This is a genomic window from Croceimicrobium hydrocarbonivorans, from assembly GCF_014524565.1.
Classification (GTDB): Bacteria; Bacteroidota; Bacteroidia; order Flavobacteriales; family Schleiferiaceae; genus Croceimicrobium; species Croceimicrobium hydrocarbonivorans.
Window position 1 is genome coordinate 3,434,184 of record NZ_CP060139.1, and the last position, 21,434, is coordinate 3,455,617.

Annotated in this window: 23 protein-coding genes; 7 read left to right on the forward strand and 16 right to left on the reverse strand. The window is 42.9% G+C overall.

Annotated elements, in window-relative coordinates; genetic code table 11:
• Positions 1–37: 37 nt before the first annotated feature.
• From H4K34_RS15350 to H4K34_RS15395, 10 genes are read right to left on the reverse strand one after another with little or no spacing between them, the layout of a single operon-like run.
• Positions 38–826 (reverse strand): cation transporter, encoded by a 789-nt coding sequence (locus H4K34_RS15350; RefSeq protein WP_210760598.1) that lies wholly within the window; start codon positions 824–826, stop codon positions 38–40.
• A gap of 15 nt (positions 827–841) precedes the next feature.
• A complete protein-coding gene (locus H4K34_RS15355) occupies positions 842–1,318 on the reverse strand; it encodes a hypothetical protein (protein ID WP_210758271.1) in 477 nt (158 codons plus the stop codon).
• 5 nt (positions 1,319–1,323) lie between these two features.
• A complete protein-coding gene (locus H4K34_RS15360) occupies positions 1,324–2,289 on the reverse strand; it encodes a hypothetical protein (protein ID WP_210758272.1) in 966 nt (321 codons plus the stop codon).
• A 55-nt stretch (positions 2,290–2,344) separates the two neighbouring features.
• Positions 2,345–3,532: a hypothetical protein gene (locus H4K34_RS15365; protein WP_210758273.1), complete on the reverse strand. Its 1,188-nt coding sequence runs from the start codon at positions 3,530–3,532 to the stop codon at positions 2,345–2,347.
• Positions 3,529–4,149: a CAP domain-containing protein gene (locus tag H4K34_RS15370; RefSeq protein ID WP_210758274.1), complete on the reverse strand. Its 621-nt coding sequence runs from the start codon at positions 4,147–4,149 to the stop codon at positions 3,529–3,531. Before H4K34_RS15370 ends, H4K34_RS15365 begins: the two co-directional genes overlap by 4 nt.
• Positions 4,146–5,666: an OstA-like protein gene (locus H4K34_RS15375; protein ID WP_210758275.1), complete on the reverse strand. Its 1,521-nt coding sequence runs from the start codon at positions 5,664–5,666 to the stop codon at positions 4,146–4,148. The genes H4K34_RS15370 and H4K34_RS15375 overlap by 4 nt, the downstream gene beginning before the upstream one ends.
• A complete protein-coding gene (locus H4K34_RS15380; RefSeq protein ID WP_210758276.1) occupies positions 5,647–6,933 on the reverse strand; it encodes an adenylosuccinate synthase in 1,287 nt (428 codons plus the stop codon). The genes H4K34_RS15375 and H4K34_RS15380 overlap by 20 nt, the downstream gene beginning before the upstream one ends.
• Positions 6,934–6,961: 28 nt before the next feature.
• A complete protein-coding gene (locus H4K34_RS15385; RefSeq protein ID WP_210758277.1) occupies positions 6,962–7,426 on the reverse strand; it encodes a Fur family transcriptional regulator in 465 nt (154 codons plus the stop codon).
• 26 nt (positions 7,427–7,452) lie between these two features.
• Positions 7,453–9,756, reverse strand: coding sequence for a RelA/SpoT family protein (locus tag H4K34_RS15390; protein WP_322107631.1), 2,304 nt, complete (start codon positions 9,754–9,756; stop codon positions 7,453–7,455).
• 21 nt (positions 9,757–9,777) lie between these two features.
• Positions 9,778–10,032 carry a TIGR03643 family protein gene (locus H4K34_RS15395; protein ID WP_210758278.1) on the reverse strand — a complete coding sequence of 85 codons (255 nt, stop codon included), beginning with the start codon at positions 10,030–10,032 and terminating at the stop codon, positions 9,778–9,780.
• Between the two features lie 47 nt (positions 10,033–10,079).
• Here H4K34_RS15395 and H4K34_RS15400 point away from each other — a divergent pair, with 47 nt between their 5' ends.
• From H4K34_RS15400 to mdh, 3 genes are all read left to right on the forward strand, one after another.
• Positions 10,080–10,478 (forward strand): hypothetical protein, encoded by a 399-nt coding sequence (locus H4K34_RS15400; protein WP_210758279.1) that lies wholly within the window; start codon positions 10,080–10,082, stop codon positions 10,476–10,478.
• Between the two features lie 34 nt (positions 10,479–10,512).
• The gene (locus H4K34_RS15405; RefSeq protein WP_210758280.1) at positions 10,513–11,043 is read left to right on the forward strand and encodes a hypothetical protein; all 531 of its coding nucleotides are present in this window, start codon (positions 10,513–10,515) and stop codon (positions 11,041–11,043) included.
• Positions 11,044–11,166: 123 nt separating this feature from the next.
• Complete coding sequence (mdh, locus tag H4K34_RS15410; RefSeq protein ID WP_210758281.1) at positions 11,167–12,087, forward strand: malate dehydrogenase; 921 nt, start codon at positions 11,167–11,169, stop codon at positions 12,085–12,087.
• Between the two features lie 55 nt (positions 12,088–12,142).
• On the opposite strand, the gene H4K34_RS15415 is transcribed toward mdh, so the two are convergent.
• Positions 12,143–13,975, reverse strand: coding sequence for a glycoside hydrolase family 13 protein (locus H4K34_RS15415; RefSeq protein ID WP_210758282.1), 1,833 nt, complete (start codon positions 13,973–13,975; stop codon positions 12,143–12,145).
• 42 nt (positions 13,976–14,017) lie between these two features.
• On the opposite strand from H4K34_RS15415, the gene H4K34_RS15420 reads away from it, so the two are divergent.
• From H4K34_RS15420 to H4K34_RS15430, 3 genes are read left to right on the forward strand one after another with little or no spacing between them, the layout of a single operon-like run.
• Positions 14,018–14,566 (forward strand): DUF2911 domain-containing protein, encoded by a 549-nt coding sequence (locus H4K34_RS15420; RefSeq protein WP_210758283.1) that lies wholly within the window; start codon positions 14,018–14,020, stop codon positions 14,564–14,566.
• A 4-nt stretch (positions 14,567–14,570) separates the two neighbouring features.
• On the forward strand, positions 14,571–15,707 hold the full coding sequence (locus tag H4K34_RS15425) for an OmpA family protein (protein ID WP_210758284.1): 1,137 nt from the start codon (positions 14,571–14,573) through the stop codon (positions 15,705–15,707).
• Positions 15,704–16,159 (forward strand): DUF1569 domain-containing protein, encoded by a 456-nt coding sequence (locus H4K34_RS15430; protein ID WP_210758285.1) that lies wholly within the window; start codon positions 15,704–15,706, stop codon positions 16,157–16,159. Before H4K34_RS15425 ends, H4K34_RS15430 begins: the two co-directional genes overlap by 4 nt.
• Positions 16,160–16,210: 51 nt before the next feature.
• On the opposite strand, the gene H4K34_RS15435 is transcribed toward H4K34_RS15430, so the two are convergent.
• Both H4K34_RS15435 and H4K34_RS15440 read right to left on the reverse strand, forming a co-directional pair.
• The gene (locus H4K34_RS15435; protein ID WP_210758286.1) at positions 16,211–17,932 is read right to left on the reverse strand and encodes an LruC domain-containing protein; all 1,722 of its coding nucleotides are present in this window, start codon (positions 17,930–17,932) and stop codon (positions 16,211–16,213) included.
• Positions 17,933–18,194: 262 nt separating this feature from the next.
• The gene (locus H4K34_RS15440; protein ID WP_210758287.1) at positions 18,195–19,154 is read right to left on the reverse strand and encodes a fasciclin domain-containing protein; all 960 of its coding nucleotides are present in this window, start codon (positions 19,152–19,154) and stop codon (positions 18,195–18,197) included.
• Between the two features lie 37 nt (positions 19,155–19,191).
• Here H4K34_RS15440 and H4K34_RS15445 point away from each other — a divergent pair, with 37 nt between their 5' ends.
• On the forward strand, positions 19,192–20,178 hold the full coding sequence (locus H4K34_RS15445; RefSeq protein WP_210758288.1) for an ATP-binding cassette domain-containing protein: 987 nt from the start codon (positions 19,192–19,194) through the stop codon (positions 20,176–20,178).
• 44 nt (positions 20,179–20,222) lie between these two features.
• On the opposite strand, the gene rplT is transcribed toward H4K34_RS15445, so the two are convergent.
• The 3 genes from rplT to infC all read right to left on the reverse strand — a co-directional run bounded on the left by rplT (position 20,223) and on the right by infC (position 21,429).
• Positions 20,223–20,570: a 50S ribosomal protein L20 gene (gene rplT / locus H4K34_RS15450; RefSeq protein ID WP_210758289.1), complete on the reverse strand. Its 348-nt coding sequence runs from the start codon at positions 20,568–20,570 to the stop codon at positions 20,223–20,225.
• A gap of 80 nt (positions 20,571–20,650) precedes the next feature.
• Positions 20,651–20,845: a 50S ribosomal protein L35 gene (gene rpmI, locus H4K34_RS15455; protein ID WP_210758290.1), complete on the reverse strand. Its 195-nt coding sequence runs from the start codon at positions 20,843–20,845 to the stop codon at positions 20,651–20,653.
• A 29-nt stretch (positions 20,846–20,874) separates the two neighbouring features.
• A complete protein-coding gene (gene infC / locus H4K34_RS15460; RefSeq protein ID WP_281384746.1) occupies positions 20,875–21,429 on the reverse strand; it encodes a translation initiation factor IF-3 in 555 nt (184 codons plus the stop codon).
• Between the last annotated feature and the right edge of the window lie 5 nt (positions 21,430–21,434).

A 21,434-nucleotide genomic window follows, 5' to 3' on the forward strand; every position in this document is an offset into this window, starting at 1 on the left:
TTTCAGAATAGTATTTTCGAGCTCTTCAGGTAGGGGCTCAATTTAATTTCAATATTCTTAGCGCACCTTTGGCTACTAGGAATAGAACAATCATCCCAATTACTAAATCCGGCCAGGGCGAATTCAAGGCATAGACCAAGCTTCCGGCGCTAATCACCCCCAGGTTTATTATCACATCATTAGAGGTGAATATCAAGCTCGCTTTCATGTGCACTTCATCCTTGGTCCTTGATTTTTGCAGCAGGTATAAACATAGGGCATTGGCCAGCAGGGCAAAGGCTGAAACAATCATCATGCTTTTAAAATCGGGTAATTCCACAGGACTAATAAAGCGGTGTAGTACTTCTATAAATGCCAGGAGGGCCAGAGCGAGTTGGAGGTAGCCAGCAATTTTGGCTACGCGCTTTTTCCGGATTAAAGTGGCACCCACTGCCCAAAGACTTAATCCATAAACCAAGCCATCGGCCAGCATATCCAAGCTATCCGCCAACAGGCCCATCGAATTAGCTAAGAAGCCCCATAAAGCCTCAATTCCGAAGAAGCCCAGATTTATTAGAAGAACTGCCCATAAAAGGCTCTTCTCCTGTTTTTGATCTGCGGAACCAGCATCAATTTCATAACTATCAATAAAACGACTACCCAGCTTTAGTTCCTCCAAAGCTTGAATCAATGGCTCTACCTCGCCCTGATGTTGAATTTTTAACTGCCTGTGCTCTAAGTCAAAATCCAGATGATGAACTTGACTGAAATTTTGCAGCTTCAGCCGGATGAGATTTTCCTCCGAGGGGCAATCCATTTTTGGGATATCAAAAAGGCTTTGCTGCAAGTTCATGGCTACTTTCTATTTACGCCATGTTTTGAGTTCCATAATACGGCGCTGCAAATAGATTTTCGTTCCGGTCCGAATTCCCAGGTATCGAAACAAAAGAAATAAGGCTCCAAATAGGAATGGTGCTAAAAATGTCATCAGACTAATTTTAGAAAGGACCATTAACAGAATCAAGCAAACCAAAGTAAATACAGCTGCACGGATGAATAGCCTTCGTAAATCAGCGGAAAAGTCAATGTTGATGTACTCTGGGTTTTCGCTGATCTTGAATTCCCCGTAATTAAAATTCCGAAATGGATTGCCGCGCGAGCTATAACCAAATTTGAAACCCTCCAGATTATAAGAGAAGTGATGCTCACCCAAATCTTTAAGATTTTCAATACACTGATCTGCTAATAAGGAACGCAAATAGGATTCTACTTGTTCCCGATTTGCACCTTGAAAATGCGCTTTTTTAATCGAGGCTCCTAGTTTAATGGAAAACAACATATTTACTAGTAGGGTTTAAGAATTTGTATTCCTCTTTTCTTATCCAAATAAGCCAGTCTGCCATCTTCTAAAAAGAAAACAAACTCGATGTTTTTGGATTGCATAATTTCTTCACATTCTCCATTTTCATGATCATAGAGAGATAAGTGATGGGAGTGATCTAGGCTCACAACAAAACGTCCATCTGGACTAATGGCCCAGGAGAAGAAAACCGCATGATCGGTAGCGAATGAATTATACAGATAGGCAGCTTTCAGGCGGATTTGCCACATGAAAAGGAGACTGTCTTCTTGAAAGACAAAGAGATTACTGGCGTCACTTAGCTTGTCTAATAGGCTGAAAAACTTACCATTAACCAAAGTATAGGAAGCATGAGGAACTTCCTCACGAAATACTTCGTTTCCGTTTAAATCGAATTGATACCATTCCAATCCGGCACCTACCATTAATCGTTTGCTTGGCTGGAAGTAATTGATATTGATCCCGTTCCTTCCGGTTAATCTGGTGTTCCAGGTCTTTTGAACTTCTAGGTCTTTATTCAATAAATAAAGTTTGGCCAGCTGGCCTCGCTCGTAGCTGTATGATCTGCTTAGTATATAAATGGAATCCCCCACCAAACAGAGATCGGCAATTGAAAAAGGAAGCTTCTCTTTTTTTAGCAATTTACCTTCCAAGGTATAGAGGTAGAGGCGGCTTTTCTTTTGATGAACGTCGTAAGTAAGAATTTGCCTTTCATCATCAAAAATACGACTGCGATCTCCTTTTAATTCGATGCTATCGTCAGGACTGTGAAGTTTTAACTGCCCATCCTCATCAGCATAAATGCTTAAACCCTTTTGCTCCAGATAATTAAAATTATGGAAGGGATGCTTTTGAGTGTTGATAGAGTAGCTTATTTGTGCTGAAGCCCATTGCAGACTGATCAGCCAAATAGCCAGGATTGTTTTAATACTAGGGAAGGGGTCATTCATGGGACCCTAAAGGTAATTTTATACCGAATAAATCTTTAATCAATTGAATAAGATTCTACTGCTCATTCACCAATTCTTGCAGTTTATCGAGGTTTCGCAATTGTTGCGGGCTCTTCACCTGACTGCGAGCATCTTGTAAAAACAGCTTTGCTTGCTCGCTGTCTTCTTGCAAGTACGCGATATAGGCTTTCAGCATTTTAGCTCTAAAACTGCTTTCTTTTTCATCTGAACGATTGGCCATTTTCAAGGCGGCATTTAAAGCCGAGGTGCTGTTAAAGTTTTCGACGATATCATAAGCCTCGTCAAATAATAAGGATGCCGCCATGCCTGGTGCCTTAGAATCTTGCTTTTTGATAAAAGCTTCTGTGTACAAAGCAAACTGCCCACTTTGCCAGGCAAATTCGCGACGAATATTCATACGCATTACCTCCAGACTGTCCTTGGGGAAAAGAGGCGGAACTACCAGTTTTTCGCAAATGTTTTCGCAGAGTAGGGAATCCTTACTAACAATGGCCAGATCGAGATTGTATTCGATAGCGGTGTTTAAAAAATCAGAGAGCTCAAATTTGGGAACGGACTTGCGCAGAGCACTGGTATTGCTAATGATTAGGGTAGGGTAGATGGTTTCGAGACTTACCCCATATTGACTTAGAATTAGGGCGGCGGGCTGCTGTAATAATTCACTTTCGGATTTACCATTCAGGTACTCTTGAGCGAGATGAGTAGTGTTTCTAAAGTCAAAGTTCATCGCATACAGTTCCAAAAGCTTCAACCATTGCTGGTCGTTTAAGGCTTTCGCCTGATAGGCCTGAACCAGGGTGTCGTATAAGAAAGGGGCTTTTGCGGCTTCGGCCATGGCGCTACGAAGGTCTTGAGCACTTTGATAACCGCTGAGGACATCCAGAACAAATTCCTCTTCATTCATGATGTAAAAGGCTGGAAGATCATTCAAACTAAAAATGCTTTCGAATCGCTCTCCCATGGGTTTTTGGATGTCGATCGCTACGGTGGTATAGGCTTTAGCAGCTTGGTTTAATCCAGCATCATTGAATACCCCATCATCGTACATCTGTCTGAAATCGCCACTGCGATCGTGTACGGCCATTAATATGAGGTGATGGTTCTGGCGGGCACTTTTCAGTACTAATTCATAATCTTCAAAATCGTCGGCTTGTAGGAAGCGTAATTGTGCTGAAGCTCCTAAGCTCAGAAGGCTAAGAATAAGGATATACAGATTTTTCATTTTGTTCCGAAGTTTTGGCAGAGGTATACATCAAAATTGGGGCCTTTTTCAATGGCTAGCAAAGGGGAGACGCCAACTCCCAGATAATCAAAGGGTCCCAATAAATTAGCCCGATGGCCAGGTGAATTTAACCAATCTTCAACGCTTTCTTCCGCCAATTCCCGATAGCTTTTATTGGGAATGCGTTTTTTCTTACGAGTTATAGCTTGCCCTTCATCATCCAAATAATAGGGCTCCCCATTAGCAACGGCCAGGATAAAGTTACGGGCAATATTTTCACCCATATTCAAGAAGCCTCCTCCAAAGTAACCAATGCGACTCTTCAATTTTCCGAAATTGCGATCGCGGGGCCATACATGCTCTAATTTGCCTTCGCGAAGCATACGATAGGCTTGATAAGTAGCTGAGGTATCCAATACAGGATCATGCTCCAAACTTGAAAAGCCCAATCGTAATCGGGCGGCATTGGTGGCCTCAAAAATGGCTGCTTCTAAAAGTTTAGGATCAAAATTCTCGGGATCAATTTCCTGATCCATTTTGCTTTGAGCACTATCCAAAATCTGTGCATTCAGGCCTAAGGCAAGCAAACAGATTAGGGATGTGAACCAGCTTTTCATTTAAAGAGATCCGCTTTGCTTAAAGGACGTTCATCAAAGCGAGGCTTAAAACCATCCAGAATTTTTCGGTCGGCCGGAATTTTATCGATGGGATGCATAACCCCTTCCGGTTTTCCTATCCAAGTGATGCGCTTTACCTCGCTGTCTTTTAAGATGATTAATATCCGGCTGCAAATGCTGCGGTTCATGCCTAAATAGCTGCCATCTTCCTCTTTGGGATAATAGATCGCTTCGCCATTACCATTCACATAGACCTTTCGCAATTCGCCATTGCCAAATTTACCCAGCATTTGGCGACCTTTCACTTGATTGTATCGAATGCTATCGGTTTGGCTTACCATAAAAGCATTGGTCAACACTTTAAGGGTATCCGGCTTGTCATTGGCCGTGAGTAGGTAAATGGTATCTCCAGTAATTTGAGTTGAATCATCCCACATTATTGGATCCTTATACATCCTAAAAGTAGAGTCTAAAGTGCTATAGCTTAGGGAGTCACAGGTTCCCTGCATATCCTTACGCATAAAGCGAACGCCATAGAAGATTTGCAATAAACGGCTTTGATTGCCCAGGGTATCGGTATGTGTGCTCGAATAGAGGGTATCACCGTGTACATGCAGCGAATCCCCTTCTTCATCCACTACCGTGTATAAAGGATCGCCGGTTACATAAGCAGAATCTTTAACCCCAAAGTATTCGCCATAATCACCGGTAATCAGATAATGATCCAGGGTATCATGTATCAATACATTGTGAAAGGCTTCCCCATATTCACCCGCTCTCTCATAGTAGAGACTGTCGCCTGTTAAGTAGCGAGGGCCATCGTAGATAAAGGCATTCTTATTAAACTGGGCAATATCCGTTTGGGTATTGTAGCGGCCATTTTCGCAGTAAATCTTGCTGCTATCGCTAATAATGGTAGTCGGGCCAAAGAAATAGGCGATATAGGCTTCACTATCATAATCCATGGTATCCGTATAAATGGTATACTGAGGATTATTAAGAATCACCGAATCTTTAAAACTGAAAACCTTGAAATTACTATTGTAATACCCTTCATGACTTAAGAGGGTATTTTCGTCGCTCTCCACTATTCCTCCGGTGGTATAATAGGCAATATTGGTATTACGATCCAGGCGCAGTCGATCGGTAGTAAGGGTCATTTCCTTATCCTTCAACTTCACTTCTTCGCCTGTAACTACCGCCTGCCGGGTTTCACCGGAGTATTCCAATTGGTCACCCCACATAAAGAGGCTATCCCCCTGGTTTACTTCAATATTTCGAAAGGAGATAATGCGGTTTTCGTCCTTGAAATACCAAGCTGAGTCGCAATCCATCAAGGCTCCTTCATGCTCAAACTGTACATTCCCGAATAAGCGGGTTTTACCAGCCTGAGTAGAAGAAAGCTGCTTATCGGCCTTGTAATTAATCCGCTTGGTTTTTCGCTTTTCCTGCGCTTGGAGCTCAGAAAAGGAGAATACTAAAAGCAGGCAAAGGACTTTATACAGCGAGTTCTTCAAGCTCAATGGTTTGGGTACGATTAGGTCCCACGGAAAGGATACTGATCGGAACGCCAATTTTTTCTTCCACATAAGCCAGATAGTCTTTCAGGGCTTGAGGGGCATCATCCAAACTTTTCAATTCGGTGATGTCTTCCTTCCAGCCGGGGAGCTCTTCATAAACGGGCTCAATCAAATTTTCGTCCAAACTGTAAGGTAAATGTTCAATTTCCTCACCTTGGTACAAATATTTGGTACAAACCTTAATTGTATCAAAGCCACTTAAAACGTCGGCTTTCATCATAATAAGGTTGCTTACCCCATTGATGGCCACAGCATATTTTAAAGCCGGAATATCTAACCAACCACAGCGACGTGGGCGACCGGTAGTAGCGCCAAATTCGTGACCTTTTTCTTGCAGGGAAGCACCTACTTCATCGAATAATTCGGTAGGAAAGGGACCAGAACCCACGCGGGTACAATAGGCTTTAAAGATGCCAATAACGCGCTTAATGCGGGTTGGAGCAATACCTAATCCGGTACAGCTTCCAGCGCAAGTGGTGGTGCTGGAAGTAACGAAGGGATAGGAACCAAAGTCGATATCCAATAAGGATCCTTGAGCACCTTCTGCCAATACTTTCTTACCAGCGCTTAAAGATTCATGAAGGTAATTCTCTGAATCAATCAGGGTTAAACCACGCAGGGTATCCACTGCTTCGAACCATTTGGCTTCCATTTCAGCCAAATCATTCTGATAGTCGAATTCATAATGCGAGAGCAATTGCTCATGCTTTTCCTTCAAGGTATTGTAGCGATCTTTAAAGTCGCGCAATTCGATATCGCCTACTCGTAAACCATTACGACCGGTTTTATCCATATAAGTAGGGCCAATTCCCTTCAGGGTTGAACCAATTTTATTTTTGCCTTTAGCTGCTTCAGAAGCCGCGTCGAGCATACGGTGTGTAGGTAAAATTAAATGGGCTTTACGCGAAATTAGTAAGGCCTCTTTTACATCTACATTATGACCTTTCAGCGCATCAATCTCTTTGCAGAAAATTACCGGGTCGATTACCACGCCATTACCAATGAGATTTTTAATTCCGGGGTGGAAAATGCCACTGGGAATGGTATGTAATACGTGTTTAATGCCATCAAACTCTAAAGTGTGACCAGCATTAGGGCCACCCTGAAATCGAGCGATGATATCGTATTTACGGGTTAAAACGTCGACAATTTTTCCTTTTCCTTCGTCGCCCCACTGGAGGCCGAGTAGTACATCTACATTCATGGAAATGAGCTGCTTATTAGCTTGGTAATTATTCGGATTGAGCATTGGATTCCGATTCCTCTTGCTTTCGAGTGCCATAGAGGTAAAGGGAATGCGAATTAATTTCGATCCCAAAGATTTCTGCAACGGTATTTTTGATTTGTTGCAAACGGGGATCACAAAATTCCAGCACTTCGCCCGTATCAGTTAGAATGATATGGTCGTGCTGTTTATTGTAAAATGATTTCTCGTAATAAGCTTGGTTTTGGCCAAACTGATGCTTGCGCACCAATTTCGAATCCAACAGTAATTCGATGGTATTGTACAAGGTAGCGCGAGAAACCCGGTAATTCTTATTCTTCATAAGAATGTACAAGGATTCAATGTCGAAATGCTCCTCATTTTCATAGATCTCTTGCAAGATCGCATAGCGCTCTGGAGTCTTCCGTTGCTTGTTCTTTTCCAGATATTCGGTGAATACCTGTTTTACCGTCGCAAATTCCTGCTCATTCATGGACTAAAACAAAGCTGCAAAGATAGTTAATCTCGTTCAGCAAACCGGCGTTCTACCGAACTCACTCCCTCGATCTTTCGCAGACGTTCAATAACTTTTTCTAAATGCAGCTTATCCTGCACCACCACGGTGATTAATCCCTCAAATATTCCCTCGTCACCGGCGATATTGATACTGCGGATATTTACATGCAGGTCATTCGAGATGATCTGGGTTACCTTATTTACCAATCCAACGGTATCAATTCCGCGGATCACCAGCACTGAGGAGTATTCTTTCTTTTTGGTGCTTACCCATTTAGCTCTCAAAATACGCTGTGCGAAATTCGACTGCAGGTATACAGAGTTGGGGCAGTTTTTATGGTGGAGCTTAATTCCTTCTGTAGCGGTGATAAAGCCAAATACATCATCACCAGGAATGGGATTACAGCACTTGGCAATTTTATAATCGAACTCCTGTTCATCCGGACCAAAAACAATGAATTTCTGATCATCGCCACTGGCATCTTCTTTCTCCTTTTTCTTGGCTTTATTAAGGTCGTTTTTACTGCGACCAATAATTCGCTTGCGCAGATAGGAGTAGAAGCCCTGATTTTGATCGCGCATAAACTCTTTGAGTTGCGCATTATCAATAATCTGCATACCCACCTTATAATACAGCTCGGTACTGTTTTTCAGGTGGAAGTATTTCACCATTTCCTGGATGAGGTTCTTACTGGGCTTAACCTTGATGTATTTGAGTTTACGCTCCAGAATTTCCTTACCATCATCGGCAATCTCGCGGCGCTCACTTTTTAGGGCGCTCTTAATATTGTTCCGAGCCTTACTGGTAACAACATAGTTGAGCCAGTCTTCCTTGGGCTTTTGTTTTTGGGAGGTGATAATTTCTACCTGATCCCCGCTTTTCAGTCGATAGTTTAATGGTACTAAGCGACCATTTACCTTGGCTCCCAGGGTTTTAAGGCCAATGTCGGTATGGATGCTAAAACTAAAATCTAGGGGAGTAGAGCTGGAAGGTAAAATCATCAAATCCCCCTTAGGCGTAAAGATGTAAATCTCATCCGCCATCAGGTTCATTTTAAACTCATCTACAAAATCAACCGCATTGCCTTCGTTGTTTTCCAGAACTTCACGAATGCGGTTAATCCATTCATCCAGTTTCGATTGACCGGAGGAATCTTCCTTGTATTTCCAGTGGGCAGCATAGCCTCTTTCGGCTACTTCATCCATACGTTTGGTACGGATTTGTACTTCCACCCAATGTCCGGCCGGACCCATTACCGTAGTATGCAAACTCTCGTAGCCATTGGCCTTGGGGGCCGAAATCCAGTCGCGCAGGCGTTCGGTATTAGGACGGAAATGATCGGTTACAATAGAGTAGGCTCGCCAACAATCTGATTTTTCGCGCTCTCGACTGGAGTTCACGATAATCCGGATGGCGAATTTGTCGTAGATCTCATCAAAACCCACACCTTGGCTAAGCATCTTTTTACGGATGCTGTAAATACTCTTGGTGCGTTCCTTTATTTCAAATTCAAAGCCTTCTTCCTTAAGGTATTTTCGGATGTATTTACTAAAATCACTTAGGTAGCGATGGGCTTCATTTTGACTGTTCTTAAGGCGGAGAACAATGTCTCTATACACCTCAGGTTCCGTGTATTTAAGGCTAAGATCTTCGAGTTCGGTTTTAATATTATAAAGCCCAATTCGGTGGGCAAGGGGTGCATATAGGTAAAGCGTTTCAGAAGCGATTTTCAGCTGTTTATGCTGAGGCATCGACTCCAAGGTCCGCATATTATGCAGGCGGTCTGCGAGCTTAATTAGGATCACCCGAATGTCATCCGACAGGGTGAGCAGCATTTTCCTGAAGTTCTCCGCTTGCAGGGAAACATCCATATCGAAGATGCCGCTAATTTTAGTGAGACCGTCAATAATGTGCGCAATGTCCTCATCAAAGAGGCGCTCAATATCCTCGAGGGTATAATCACTATCTTCTACCACATCATGAATAAGGGCACTGGCCACTGATTTTGGGCCTAGTCCAATTTCTTCACTCACAATGCGCGCCACCTCAATAGGGTGATAGATATAGGGTTCGCCGGATTTACGTCGTACCTCCGAATGGGCATCGCGCGCTAAATTAAAGGCGCGTTTCAAGAGGTCACGATCTTCCTTATCCATGCGATCTTTCATGGTTTTCAGAAGATGGTTAAAGCGACTGTTAATCTCTTTTTCCTCGGCTTCTATTTCTGCTTCCGTCATGCTCATAATTAAACCGAAAATAATGGAAATATCAGCCTCCTCCGCTTCCTGAGGGGCTAAGCTTTTCACAAAAATATCAGCAAGCTGATTTTAACCTAATTTATTTTGATTGCTCGATCGGAAGCGCTGAATATCGGCGCTTCTTTTTTGGCTATGCTTGGTGCTGCGACCTTGAACTCTTTTGCGCCACATCTTAAAACTGGAACGCTTCATTTCGCGACGCATTAGAGCGATAACCTCCGCTTCATTTAGTCCAAATTGGAATTCAATGGCTTCAAAGGGAGTACGATCTTCCCAGGCCATTTCAATAATCCGATCGATTGCTTCAGTATTTAATACAGGCATAGCTTATAAAACTTCCCGAATCAAATTTTGTTTGCGATTTTTGCCGAATGTTAAAAGACCTCAAATTCGACCCCGTGAGTGGGGTGGAAGTAGCCATTGCTAAAACCCCGGAAAAGACTGGTGAGTCTACTTTCTATCTCTATATCATCAACCATAAAGAGCTTGATTTAAAGAACCTTTTGGTGATGACTGAGGCCGAAGAAAAAGAAGATGGCTCGGGACGAAAAACCTCCAAGCTGCGTCATTTCTTCGAATTACTGGCGGCGGGAGAAAGCTTAAAGGTAGAAACTGTAGATCCCTCTGTACTGTCATTCTACAACCGTGTTTGGTTGAGTTTTTATATTGATGGTCAGGTTTACGATCGCCGCTATATGATTGAGCCCTTTAAGGAATGGGACTTAGAACCCATTGAAGCTTTAGACCTGAAAGGGCGCAAAGGAAATTAGCCAAACCTTCCCGGTGTCTATTCGTTATATGAATATGAGAAAAACAGCATTTAGCCTCCTTATTGCCTTATTTACATTATCCGCTTGTACTCGTGACAAAGGTGAGATTAGCTTTCGCATGAAGTACGAAGCTAATTATCTGGTAGAAAGCAGTGTAGGAATCAATGTGCCCTTTACCCTCCAAACGCCACCGGTGCAGAGCAATAGTGAGCAGGCATTCCGTAATAATAATACCAATGCCAGTTTGGTGAGTTCCATAACTATGGACTATGCCCAGTTCGCCATTACCGCTCCTGAGAACAGCGATTTTTCTTTTCTCGAAAGTGTGAAGTTGATCATTAAGGCCGATGGTTTGGAAGATAAAACCCTGGCAGAATTAGATCCGGTTCCAGCCAATGCAGGAAATACCATTGTCCTAAGCACCAGCAAGGCTAATTTCAAGGAGTATTTACTGAAGGATCAGTTTACTTTAAGTTTGGAAACGGTTACAGATGAATTTCGAAGCGAGGATCAGGAGTTTCGATTTAATGGCGAATTCTTGGTTAAGGCCGATGTGCTAAACTAGCTTAGGCTGATGATATTCGGATCAGGGAATTCCTTCTTCTTTTTAACTATTCTATGCCGGATTTCGGGTACGGCTTCTTAATTTCGCAAGCAGTATTTAATAATCCTCAAATTATATATAAACATGAAAGTTACCGTTGTGGGTGCAGGGGCCGTAGGTGCCAGCTGTGCAGAATACATCGCCATGAAGGACTTTGCCTCTGAAGTGGTATTGGTAGATATTAAAGAAGGTTTTGCCGAGGGGAAAGCCATGGACCTGATGCAAACCGCATCTTTAAATGGTTTTGATACCAAAATTACCGGCAGTACCAACGATTACACCAAAACCGCCAATAGCGATGTAGCGGTAATTACTTCCGGTATTCCGCGTAAACCCGGGATGACCCGCGAAGAGTTGATCAGCACTAATGCCGGTATCGTTAAGACCGTTGCTGAAAACCTGATCAAAGAATCTCCAAACGTTATTATCATCGTGGTTTCTAATCCTATGGACACCATGACTTACCTGGCTCATAAAGCTACCGGCCTTCCTAAAAACCGTATCATCGGTATGGGTGGTGCTTTGGATTCAGCTCGTTTTAAATACCGTTTAGCAGAAGCTACAGAAGCCCCTATTTCGGATATCGACGGAATGGTAATCGGTGGTCACAGTGATACTGGTATGATTCCATTAACTCGTTTAGCCACTCGCAACAGTGTTCCTGTATCTCAGTTTATCTCTGAGGAGCGCATGCAAGAGGTAAAAGAAGCTACCAAAGTAGGTGGTGCTACCTTAACTAAATTGTTGGGTACTTCCGCTTGGTATGCTCCAGGTGCCGCTGTAGCCGCTATGGTGCACGCCATTGCTACTGATGCTCACAAAATGTTCCCATGTTCTTGCTTCTTGGAAGGTGAATATGGCTTAAACGATATCTGCATCGGTGTGCCAGCCTTAATTGGTGCAAATGGTGTAGAGAAAATCGTTGAGATCGAATTAAGCGCTACAGAGAAGGAAGAGTTAACTAACTCTGCCGAAGCAGTAAGCAAAACCAACGGATTGCTTTAATACGAAGCATTCTTCAGGATACTATAAAAAAGCCTCCCATTGGGAGGCTTTTTCTTTATAGGCTTAAACAGATTACTGCACTCTTGGGCAGTACCCGGATTTCTTTTTCCAAGGGCCTTTCTTCCATTAAATCCTGCCCGCCTTTAAGGCCATATTCTGTAGCCGCTACAGACAAGCTTTTTTCAGAGTTGTTGATCAAGATTACTAACCTTTCTTGTTTGTTCATGCGCTCAAAAATGAAGAGGTCATTTTCATCATCCGCCAAGAGTACCTTATAACTACCATCAGCCAAAGCAGGATGAGCCTTGCGAATGGCAATGAGCTTTTGATAATGAGCCCGTAATTCTTTGTTTTGTTCCACCTTATCGGCTTCGGCTTTTTTGCTTTGATCAGGTTGATAAACTTCATCCGCATATTGGATATCCGACCAAATCATGGGTTTACGATCATCCGGATCATTGCCTCCCCACATTCCAACTTCATCACCATAGTAAATCATCGGAGCTCCTAAATAGGTGAATTGGAAATAGGCAAATAGCTTTTGCAATTGGATTTCATCTGCCCGCGGTTTTCGCACTTTATAATTCGGGTTGTCCGCTGCTTTGGAAAAACCAAAATAATCGCCCCAATCACGGAAGTTCACTCCGCCGCGGTTTACGATATGCGAGCCAATGCGATTAACATCATGAGAACCGAAGAGATTTTGCATGGCATAGGGGAATTCAGGAGCGAAGGCCTCTCGCATTCTTTTTAATTCGGCTTCAAACTCGGAAGGACTGCGGTGGTTTTTCCCTTCGGGATTGATAAAGAACTCAGTGCAGGTAAAAGCCCAATTGTAATTCATTTCTGCATCAAATTCATCGCCGGATAAATAGGGTAGGGTCTCATTAAGAGGGCTTACCAATTCTGCAGTGATATAGGCATTGGGGTTTAAGGACTTTACATGAATACGCCAATCTTTCCAAAATTGATGATCCACACAAAAGGCCACATCCAATCGCCAACCATCGATTCCAAAGGCCGGACCTTTACCTTGAGGGTTCATCCATCTTTCGGTAGCGGCAAACACATAATTACGAGGCCCGGCTACTAAGCCGTTTTTATCTTCCTTAAATTCGGGTAAGGACTTCACACCCCACCAACCTTCATAGTCGAATTCATTGGCTTCGGTATTGGGATCATCCCAGCTTTTGATGGTAAACCAATCTTTATATAGACTCTGCTCTTGATTTTTACGCACATCCGCGAAAGCGAAACTATTGTAGCCCATATGGTTAAATACCCCATCGAAAATGATGCGCATGCCTCTGCGATGCACGGCTTCGATCAGTTCCAGTGCCAGTTTATCAGCGCTGGTCCATACCCAAGTTTGAGGATCAAGGGGATTTTCGGTTTTTATTAAAGCTCGGTCGCCTTCGGGATCGGGGCCAAAATTTGGATCCACATGATGGTAAGATTCACCATCGTATTTATGTAGGCTGGGCGATTGAAAAATGGGGTTGAGGTAAATGGCATTAATCCCTAAATCTTGCAAGTAATCTAATTGATCAATTATCCCCTGAAGATCACCTCCATAGCGGCGACGTAGTAGGTGTTTCCACAATTCAGGTTCACCATTGGCTTTTTCCCATTCTTGTAATTGATACCAGTCGGAGCCCCAGGGATGGATTTGCCAATGCTCGGGCATTTCCTGAGGATCCGCATAAGCCAGATCTTTGATTTGAGGATCATTGCTTGGGTCGCCATTGCGGAAACGCTCGGGGAATATTTGATACCAAATCGCATATTTAGCCCAGTCCGGTGGTGCTTGCGCCTGCTGAAGGGCCGGAATAAAGAGGATTGAAATAAGGAAAAAGTAAAAATGATTTTTGCTTGGGCTTGGTTTCATTGGTCTTAGACTAGAATTGTAATTTAGGGGAAAATTTTGAGGATGAAAGTAGTAAAGTGGATCTTAATTAGCCTGGCAGCTCTGGCCTTAGTTCTCTATCTGGCATTTCAATGGATGATTTACAATACCAAGAAAATATCGCCAGAAGGCAGCGCTAGCTATAAGTTTGAGCAATACGATGTTAAGATTGACTATAGTCGACCCTCTGTAAAAGGAAGAACCATTTTTGGTGAATTGGTACCCTATGATGAAGTATGGAGAACCGGTGCCAATGAAGCTACTGAGTTTAGTACTCTTACCGACTTGGAAATAGGCGGTAAAACCTTACCCGCCGGAGAATATACCTTATGGACCATTCCCGGACCAAAGGAATGGCAAGTGATTTGGAATTCACAAACTGATCTTTGGGGTGTGAATTGGGATCAAGTTGCCAATAGAGATCCCCAATTCGACGTTCTTACTACCACGGTATATAAAGAAACTACCCCCAATATTATTGAAACCCTCAGCATAAACCTGGTCCAAGCCGGGGAAGGCCTGGAAATGCAACTGGCCTGGGAGAATGCGCTGATTCGGGTTCCTATGAAATAAATTTATGTCACTAAAACCCATACTTCTGCTTAGCCTGGTTTTAAGTAGTTCTTTTCTTCGGGCTCAGCAGGATACTCTGGTTTATTTTGAGGTGCGCTTTGATCTGGATTCGGATCGATTAAAAGCCTCCGAGAAAGAGTCGCTCGACTCCTTATTACTGCAATATCCAATCTCAATTCTTAAAGGAGTTAAGCTATACGGGCACACCGATAGCCTTGCGGATATTGACTATAACCGAAAATTATCGAAGCGCAGGGTGTTATCGGTTCTGCAGTATTTGGTGTATCAAAAGTTGGATCCACGTTTAGCTAGTACCGATTTTTATGGTGAGGAAAAACCCCGCTATTCTAATGCTCCTGAAGAACGATTTAAGAATCGCAGAGTAGAACTGGAGTTTTTAGTAGATCTCTCGCTTTTACCAGATCCCGAAAGGAAGATAAGCGAGCAAAGCCTGGAGACGGGAACTAAGATTCGATTGGCTAATCTGAACTTCGTAGGAAACCAAGCTATTCCCATGTGGCATAGTATGGATGAATTACGAGAGTTACTTCTGGTAATGGAGCGTAATCCAGAATTGGAAATTAAGCTTCATGGCCATGTTTGCTGTAGTAACGACTTCGAGCTTTCGGTAGCTCGTGCTCGTATGGTTTACGATTTTTTACTGAGTCAGGGGATTTCTAAAAACCGCATCGAGTATGAGGGGCATGGCAATAGACAACCTTTATTTGATGAGGTAGATGAGAAGTCAAGAGCTCTAAATAGAAGGGTAGAGGCCGAAATTCTTTTTAATGATTCCAAGCGAAAAGAGGCGGAGGCTAAAGCCCGATTAAGAGTAGAAGCACCGGTTATGAATGTGCAGTTTATTAAAGGGAATGCTCGTTTAAGCCCTTCCGGAGATTTTATGCTTTCGCTGATTGCAGACATGCTTAAAGAATCTGAAGGTCTCTTTTTTGAATTTGAGGTTTACGATAATATAAATGATAGTCGCTTGAGTGCACAACGTGCCTCGGCCATTGAGAGAACCTTTCGTAAGAAGGGAGTAAAGAATAATTTATTCAAGGTTAATACTTTAGCCTATCGTCCAGGATTGGAACAATCGGCGGACATCAATCTGATTCGCGTAAAATTGATTGAAAAATGAAGGAACTACAACGCTATTTATTGCTGGAATTTCCAGTCAAACTCAAAGCATTAAAACCCAAGGCTAAGCGGCAGTTTGGCGAAATGTCGGTAATAGAAATGCTGGATCATCTGCGTAAAGCCTTCCTCTTAAGCCATAATGAAACTCAGGCGGAAATTACCAGTCCGGCAGAGCAATTACCAAAGTTACAAGCCTTTTTAGCTTCGGATAAGCCTATCCGACCAGGTGCGGCGGCTCCCAAGGTGTATTCTGAAATAAAAGGGAATAAGGAAGACTTTGAAGAAATGAAATACTTATTGCTCAAGGAAATGGTGGCTATGCTGGCCTTTTTCGATAAGCATCCAGATTTCACCAAGGTACATCCCATTTTTGGTGAATTGAATGCAGAACAATGGTTGCAATTACATAAGAAGCATACCGAACATCATTTACGCCAATTTGGTATTGAATAAAAAAAGCCCCGATCCTAATAGGTCGGGGCTTTTTAATGCTATTTTTTTAGACTATAGTCCGCCTAAGTCAATAATGTCGCTAAGATTTGGAGTTTGGAACCAATCACTATTTTGGGCTCCAGCACTTCCAGCCCAAAGACTAAAGCGAGGATAGGCAGTAATCATGTCAACCTTTTCCATGGGATGTCTGAAGTTCTCACCATCTAATACGATATCCATGGCCCAGGGTAAGCCAGTAGTGGTTTTGTAAGTACCGTTTACATCATCGCCGGTATTGTACAAATTGGCATCAGCTGCGGCAGTACCGCTAAATCCGGATAAGTGAATTTCGCGCCCTCTTTGGTTTTTATGGAAGATGTAGAAATCATTTAAGAAACTAGCTCCGTTATTATTCGCCAAAAAATTTATGGTGAAGCGAATAGTATCGGGATCAGCCATTCTACCTGCTTCGGTATTATTATAATACTGAGAGCGTACTTGATCGGGATCGGAGAAAAGAATGATACCATTGGTCACATCAGGATCGAGGCTGGCGTCGCCACTCACTGATGAAATTATGGAGCTCATAGTGTTTTTAGCGCTGTTGGTAAGGCGAAGGGCCAAGCCACTTTCTATACCGCCACCAAAGGCGTCCAGAGCAATTTCATATTCAGCAGAAACCCATTCGTCATCACCATTTTTAACCAGGCTGCTTTTTACATTTACAACCATATCATTAAAGTCGTAATCACCTTTCAGTGGCCACATATCTTCGTAGGCAATAGTTTGACGACCAACAGTAGGGTAATAGCTTAAATAAGCGCGAGTAGGATCATTGGGGAAATCATCATCACCATCAGCCACTCCATCATTATCGGTATCAGTAATCGCGGCAGGATTGCTCAAGAAGGCATTATCGATCCAGGCATTATCATACAAATTGAACAAGGCAACCACCACTGTACTGTTATTGGGAACTACGGTGCCGATTACTTTATCACTGCTGCTTAAAACCTTGGAGGTGCTACTTTGAGCATAAGATGAATTGGCATTGGAATAGAAGAAGAGATAGGCCCGCACATAACCGTGGTAGTCGGAACTAAGGTAAATGCTGTCACCTGGCTGAACGGTATGGATTTGCCATAGGTGGGTCCAGCGATTATTATCTACCTTAAATACTTTGGAGCCATTTTGTTGTGGCTGACTGAATTCATTATCTGTAACATACCATTTCTGGTCATTGGCAGTTCCACTGGTCGGATCAAAAGAATAGCCCACATTTTTATAAGCAACAGTTTGCTCAAATCCGGCATTACCCAACATATTAGTTCCTGGAGGGGTACCTGTAAAAGCTTGTTTGCCCAACACTTTGTTGCTCGAGGATGCAATTTGATCTAAAGGATCACTTATTTGAAGAACCACATTCTTTTTAAGTTCCAAAGGCCAGCTTTGACCAGTGGCATTTAAATGAAAGTAAAAGCCATTACTATTATCTGGTAAAAGCACGGAAAAATGGGCTCTATTATAATGATCAATTGTGGCCAGAGCCAAACGATCTCCTAATTCATTGCGGATTTCCAGTTTAGTTCCCTGCAAATCCATGGGAAAGAGGCTGCTTTCTTTTAGTTCCACTTCCATTTGAATCTGGTCACTGCTACTCCAATTGAAGTTTTTAGAAACGGTCAGTTCATCGAAAGACTGAGCTACGATTGGATTTTGCTGATTGGATTTGTCTTCAGAACAAGCCTGAAAGGCTAGGGCAAGAATCAAAATGGGGGCTAACTTCTTCATCATTAATTGCTTTACACGGCGAATGTGCAGATATCCTCGTTGGTTGGACCTCAAATTTCGATCATTGGTTTGGATAGGCGGATTAATGGTAAAATTACAAAAGCCATTAAGAGGAAGCAGATGGCAAAGAAAAAAGCCGGAGCTGATCCTCTCTCGAGGGGCATCCGGCTTTTCAACCAACCAAACAAAACTATTACTCCAAAGGAACTAGCGCTTGTCGCTAGTGTTTCCTTAATAACTCCATTCGCGGAGCCTTCGTATGCTGTTAAGGAAGTTTTAACACTTCATTGATGATATTCAAACTTCCATTAAATGCTGTTATATCTGTAACCAAAACTTGTGCCTGACTTGAATAGGCGCTTGCGTTTCGGCTTATGATTAAATTTCCACCAAGCAACTCAACACTAAGGTTCGCTGAAGACAACTGGCTGCTTAGGTTACGGCCCGATAAATTGCTCAGGCTATGCGCACCATTAATAAGATGAGCCTTAATTAAATCTGTCAAAGCGGCAACTCCATGATCTGCCAAATAGCCATCTAAATCGCCACAACCCATACTTTGAAAATAGCGGTCGAATGCCGCATCGTTAGGTGCTAAAAGAGTGTATTGATTTTGATCATTATTCAGCAAGGGTGCCAAATTGCACACTTGAAGCGCACGGTTTAAAATGCTAAACTCAGAGCTGTGCGCGCTTACCAAAACATTTAGCGTTGCTGGACGAAGCACTTCATCAATTTGATGCAGGTAGCCTTGACTCAAGACCCGATCTTTTCCGGGAATATTAAGCCAGTGACCATTGATACGCACCACAGACTTAGATCTCCAGAAATGCATGTTTACACTGCGATTACTGCTGTTCTGAGCTAGGGTAGGAACAAAGGCCGAATGCAAGTTCTCTAATTTGGCCGCCTCCGGAATAATGTGCGATCCAAGCCAAGCATTATAGTAGCTATCGCCAATTAAGGATTTTAATGCAGAGAAATCTTCTACTTCCAAATCCGCCAAAAAGTCTTGAAGGCTGGCATCGGTAGGTGCTAAAATGGTTAAGCTTTTTCCACTTAAATCGAGGTCAGCTTCGGCCATAGCCGCACCAAACAATTTCGCTCCGGAAATTGCAGATACCTGCTCGTTCAAACTGAGCGGGCCGGTTTGCTGATTGACCTGATCATTTTTGGAGCAGGCAAAAACCAGTGAGAGGGTGCAGAGTAAAGCTAGTCTTCGCATTATTACCTTTGAGGTTCATAATAGGTACGTTTTACACATGAGGAAGGTTTGGTTGGAAGAAAAGAATACTGACTTTTTAAGCATTGATAGCCTGCATTTTGCCTACGATGAGCAGCCGGTTTTAAATGGCTTGAAGCTGAAAATGAAGCAGGGTGAGCGATTGGGAATTGTGGGTGCCAGTGGATCTGGGAAAAGTACGCTCTTAAAAATTTTGGATGGTACTTTGGTTCAAAGTCAAGGAAGCCTGGCTCTCAATAAGGTAGACTATCAGCAGGAGCGAAACGACCGTATAAATAAGCATCCTAAAGTGGCCCTAATGGCCCAGGATTTTGATTTAAATCCCAGCCTTACGGCGGATGAAAATATCGAATGGAAGGGTCGGCATTTAAGTGCCAGCGCCTTAAAGCGATATTTAGGTCGCGTGCATCGGGCCTTTCATTTGCAAAAGGTGAAGGACCAGAAATTAAGAGAGCTTTCAGGAGGGCAAAAGCAAAGGGTAGCCTTGGCTTGCGCCTTGATATCGGATGTTGAACTGCTTTTGTTGGATGAGCCCTTTTCTCAATTAGACTATTATTTAAAGCAAGAGCTTTTACAGTTTTTAGAGAATGAAAGTGGAGATCGAAGTATTATTATGGTAGGGCATGAGCCTACCGATTTAATGCGCTACTGCGATCGCATTGCCGTTTTGGATAAAGGAAGGGTATTGCAAATGGGTACGGTGGATGAAGTGTATCATCGGCCCCTAAATTTACAAGTAGCCAGATTAACTGGAATGATTAATCATTTAAATAAGGAGGAGCAGGAGGCATGTGCTATGGAGGAAAGTTTGTTCAGACCTTTACACTGCCGATTACAAAAAGCGAAGGGTAAATCTGCTTGGGAGTTGATACGATTAGAATACCATGCCTTTGGTCAACTGGGACTGCTTAAACATACCAGTGGCAAACAGATCCGAGCACAAATTCCTTTGGATGGGGAGTTTCAGCCTGGCACCTTTTGGGCTTTAAGCATAAAAAAACCCTGAGTCCAAAGGAGCCAGGGTTTTAATATCAGAATCCCGAAGGATTATTATTTCTTTACTCTCGTAACGATTGCTTTGAATGCATCGGGATGATTCATGGCTAAGTCTGCCAATACCTTACGGTTCAACTCGATACCTTCTTTCTTAAGTAATCCCATAAAAGCGGAATAAGACAAGCCATGTTGGCGGGCTCCGGCGTTAATACGCTGAATCCACAGGCTGCGGAAGTTCCGTTTTTTGTTTCGACGGTCACGGTAGCTGTATAAAAGGCCTTTTTCTACGGCGTTCTTAGCTACGGTCCATACATTTTTACGACGTCCAAAATAACCTTTGGACATCTTCATCACCTTTTTACGGCGTGCTCTTGATGCAACTGAATTTACTGATCTTGGCATAAAATTAATTTTTTGTGCAAGGCGGTCGGTTTAGGACTCTTAGGGGCCTTACCCAGGGTTCATTAATAACTCGATTAAACTCAAATAGTAAGCTGACGCTTAATGTTTGCTTCGTCTGCTTTATCTACTAAACCAGACTGTGTAAGGTTACGCTTTTGCTTAGTTTCCTTTTTGGTAAGGATGTGGCTTTTAAAAGCGTGCTTTCTTTTGATTTTACCGGTACCAGTAAGCTTAAAACGCTTCTTGGCACTGGATTTAGTTTTCATCTTTGGCATTGCTCTTCGCTTTTATCCGGGTTCTGATATTATTTTTTGGGGGCGATCATCATGATCATCCGTTTTCCTTCCAACTTAGGTAAGCTTTCTACTTTTCCTAAATCTTCGAGATCTTGAGCTAAACGAAGCAAAAGGATTTCTCCTTTGTCTTTAAACACAATCGAACGTCCTTTAAAGAATACATAGGCCTTTAATTTGGCTCCTTCTTTCAGGAAGTTCTCAGCATGCTTGCGTTTGAACTCATAATCGTGATCATCAGTGTTGGGGCCAAAACGGATTTCTTTAACCACCGTTTTTTGCGCCTTCTGAGCGATCTCTTTTTGTTTCTTTTTCTGGTCGTAGAGAAATTTCTTGTAGTCGATGACTTTCGCTACGGGAGGATCTGCCTTCTCCGTAATCACCACCAAATCCAAACCGCGGTCGAGGGCAATTTTCAAAGCCTCTTTAGTGGAGTAAATAGCGGGTTCTACATCTTCACCAACCACCCGTAATTTGGGATAGGTGATCTTCTCGTTGATCTTGTGTTTGTCTTCCTGAGGTTCCCTTCTCGGTCCTCTTCTTCTGTGGTGGAATCTCTTAGCCAGAATTA

Excerpts from the sequence above, each read along its gene's own strand:
- H4K34_RS15355 (WP_210758271.1), bottom strand. The coding sequence starts at position 1,318 with ATGTTGTTTTCCATTAAACTAGGAGCCTCGATTAAAAAAGCGCATTTT.
- H4K34_RS15360 (WP_210758272.1), bottom strand. The coding sequence starts at position 2,289 with ATGAATGACCCCTTCCCTAGTATTAAAACAATCCTGGCTATTTGGCTG.
- H4K34_RS15365 (WP_210758273.1), bottom strand. The coding sequence starts at position 3,532 with ATGAAAAATCTGTATATCCTTATTCTTAGCCTTCTGAGCTTAGGAGCT.
- H4K34_RS15370 (WP_210758274.1), bottom strand. The coding sequence starts at position 4,149 with ATGAAAAGCTGGTTCACATCCCTAATCTGTTTGCTTGCCTTAGGCCTG.
- H4K34_RS15380 (WP_210758276.1), bottom strand. The coding sequence starts at position 6,933 with ATGAATGTAGATGTACTACTCGGCCTCCAGTGGGGCGACGAAGGAAAA.
- H4K34_RS15385 (WP_210758277.1), bottom strand. The coding sequence starts at position 7,426 with ATGAATGAGCAGGAATTTGCGACGGTAAAACAGGTATTCACCGAATAT.
- H4K34_RS15395 (WP_210758278.1), bottom strand. The coding sequence starts at position 10,032 with ATGCCTGTATTAAATACTGAAGCAATCGATCGGATTATTGAAATGGCC.
- H4K34_RS15400 (WP_210758279.1), top strand. The coding sequence starts at position 10,080 with ATGTTAAAAGACCTCAAATTCGACCCCGTGAGTGGGGTGGAAGTAGCC.
- H4K34_RS15405 (WP_210758280.1), top strand. The coding sequence starts at position 10,513 with ATGAGAAAAACAGCATTTAGCCTCCTTATTGCCTTATTTACATTATCC.
- mdh (WP_210758281.1), top strand. The coding sequence starts at position 11,167 with ATGAAAGTTACCGTTGTGGGTGCAGGGGCCGTAGGTGCCAGCTGTGCA.
- H4K34_RS15415 (WP_210758282.1), bottom strand. The coding sequence starts at position 13,975 with ATGAAACCAAGCCCAAGCAAAAATCATTTTTACTTTTTCCTTATTTCA.
- H4K34_RS15420 (WP_210758283.1), top strand. The coding sequence starts at position 14,018 with ATGAAAGTAGTAAAGTGGATCTTAATTAGCCTGGCAGCTCTGGCCTTA.
- H4K34_RS15425 (WP_210758284.1), top strand. The coding sequence starts at position 14,571 with ATGTCACTAAAACCCATACTTCTGCTTAGCCTGGTTTTAAGTAGTTCT.
- H4K34_RS15430 (WP_210758285.1), top strand. The coding sequence starts at position 15,704 with ATGAAGGAACTACAACGCTATTTATTGCTGGAATTTCCAGTCAAACTC.
- H4K34_RS15435 (WP_210758286.1), bottom strand. The coding sequence starts at position 17,932 with ATGATGAAGAAGTTAGCCCCCATTTTGATTCTTGCCCTAGCCTTTCAG.
- H4K34_RS15440 (WP_210758287.1), bottom strand. The coding sequence starts at position 19,154 with ATGCGAAGACTAGCTTTACTCTGCACCCTCTCACTGGTTTTTGCCTGC.
- H4K34_RS15445 (WP_210758288.1), top strand. The coding sequence starts at position 19,192 with ATGAGGAAGGTTTGGTTGGAAGAAAAGAATACTGACTTTTTAAGCATT.
- rplT (WP_210758289.1), bottom strand. The coding sequence starts at position 20,570 with ATGCCAAGATCAGTAAATTCAGTTGCATCAAGAGCACGCCGTAAAAAG.
- rpmI (WP_210758290.1), bottom strand. The coding sequence starts at position 20,845 with ATGCCAAAGATGAAAACTAAATCCAGTGCCAAGAAGCGTTTTAAGCTT.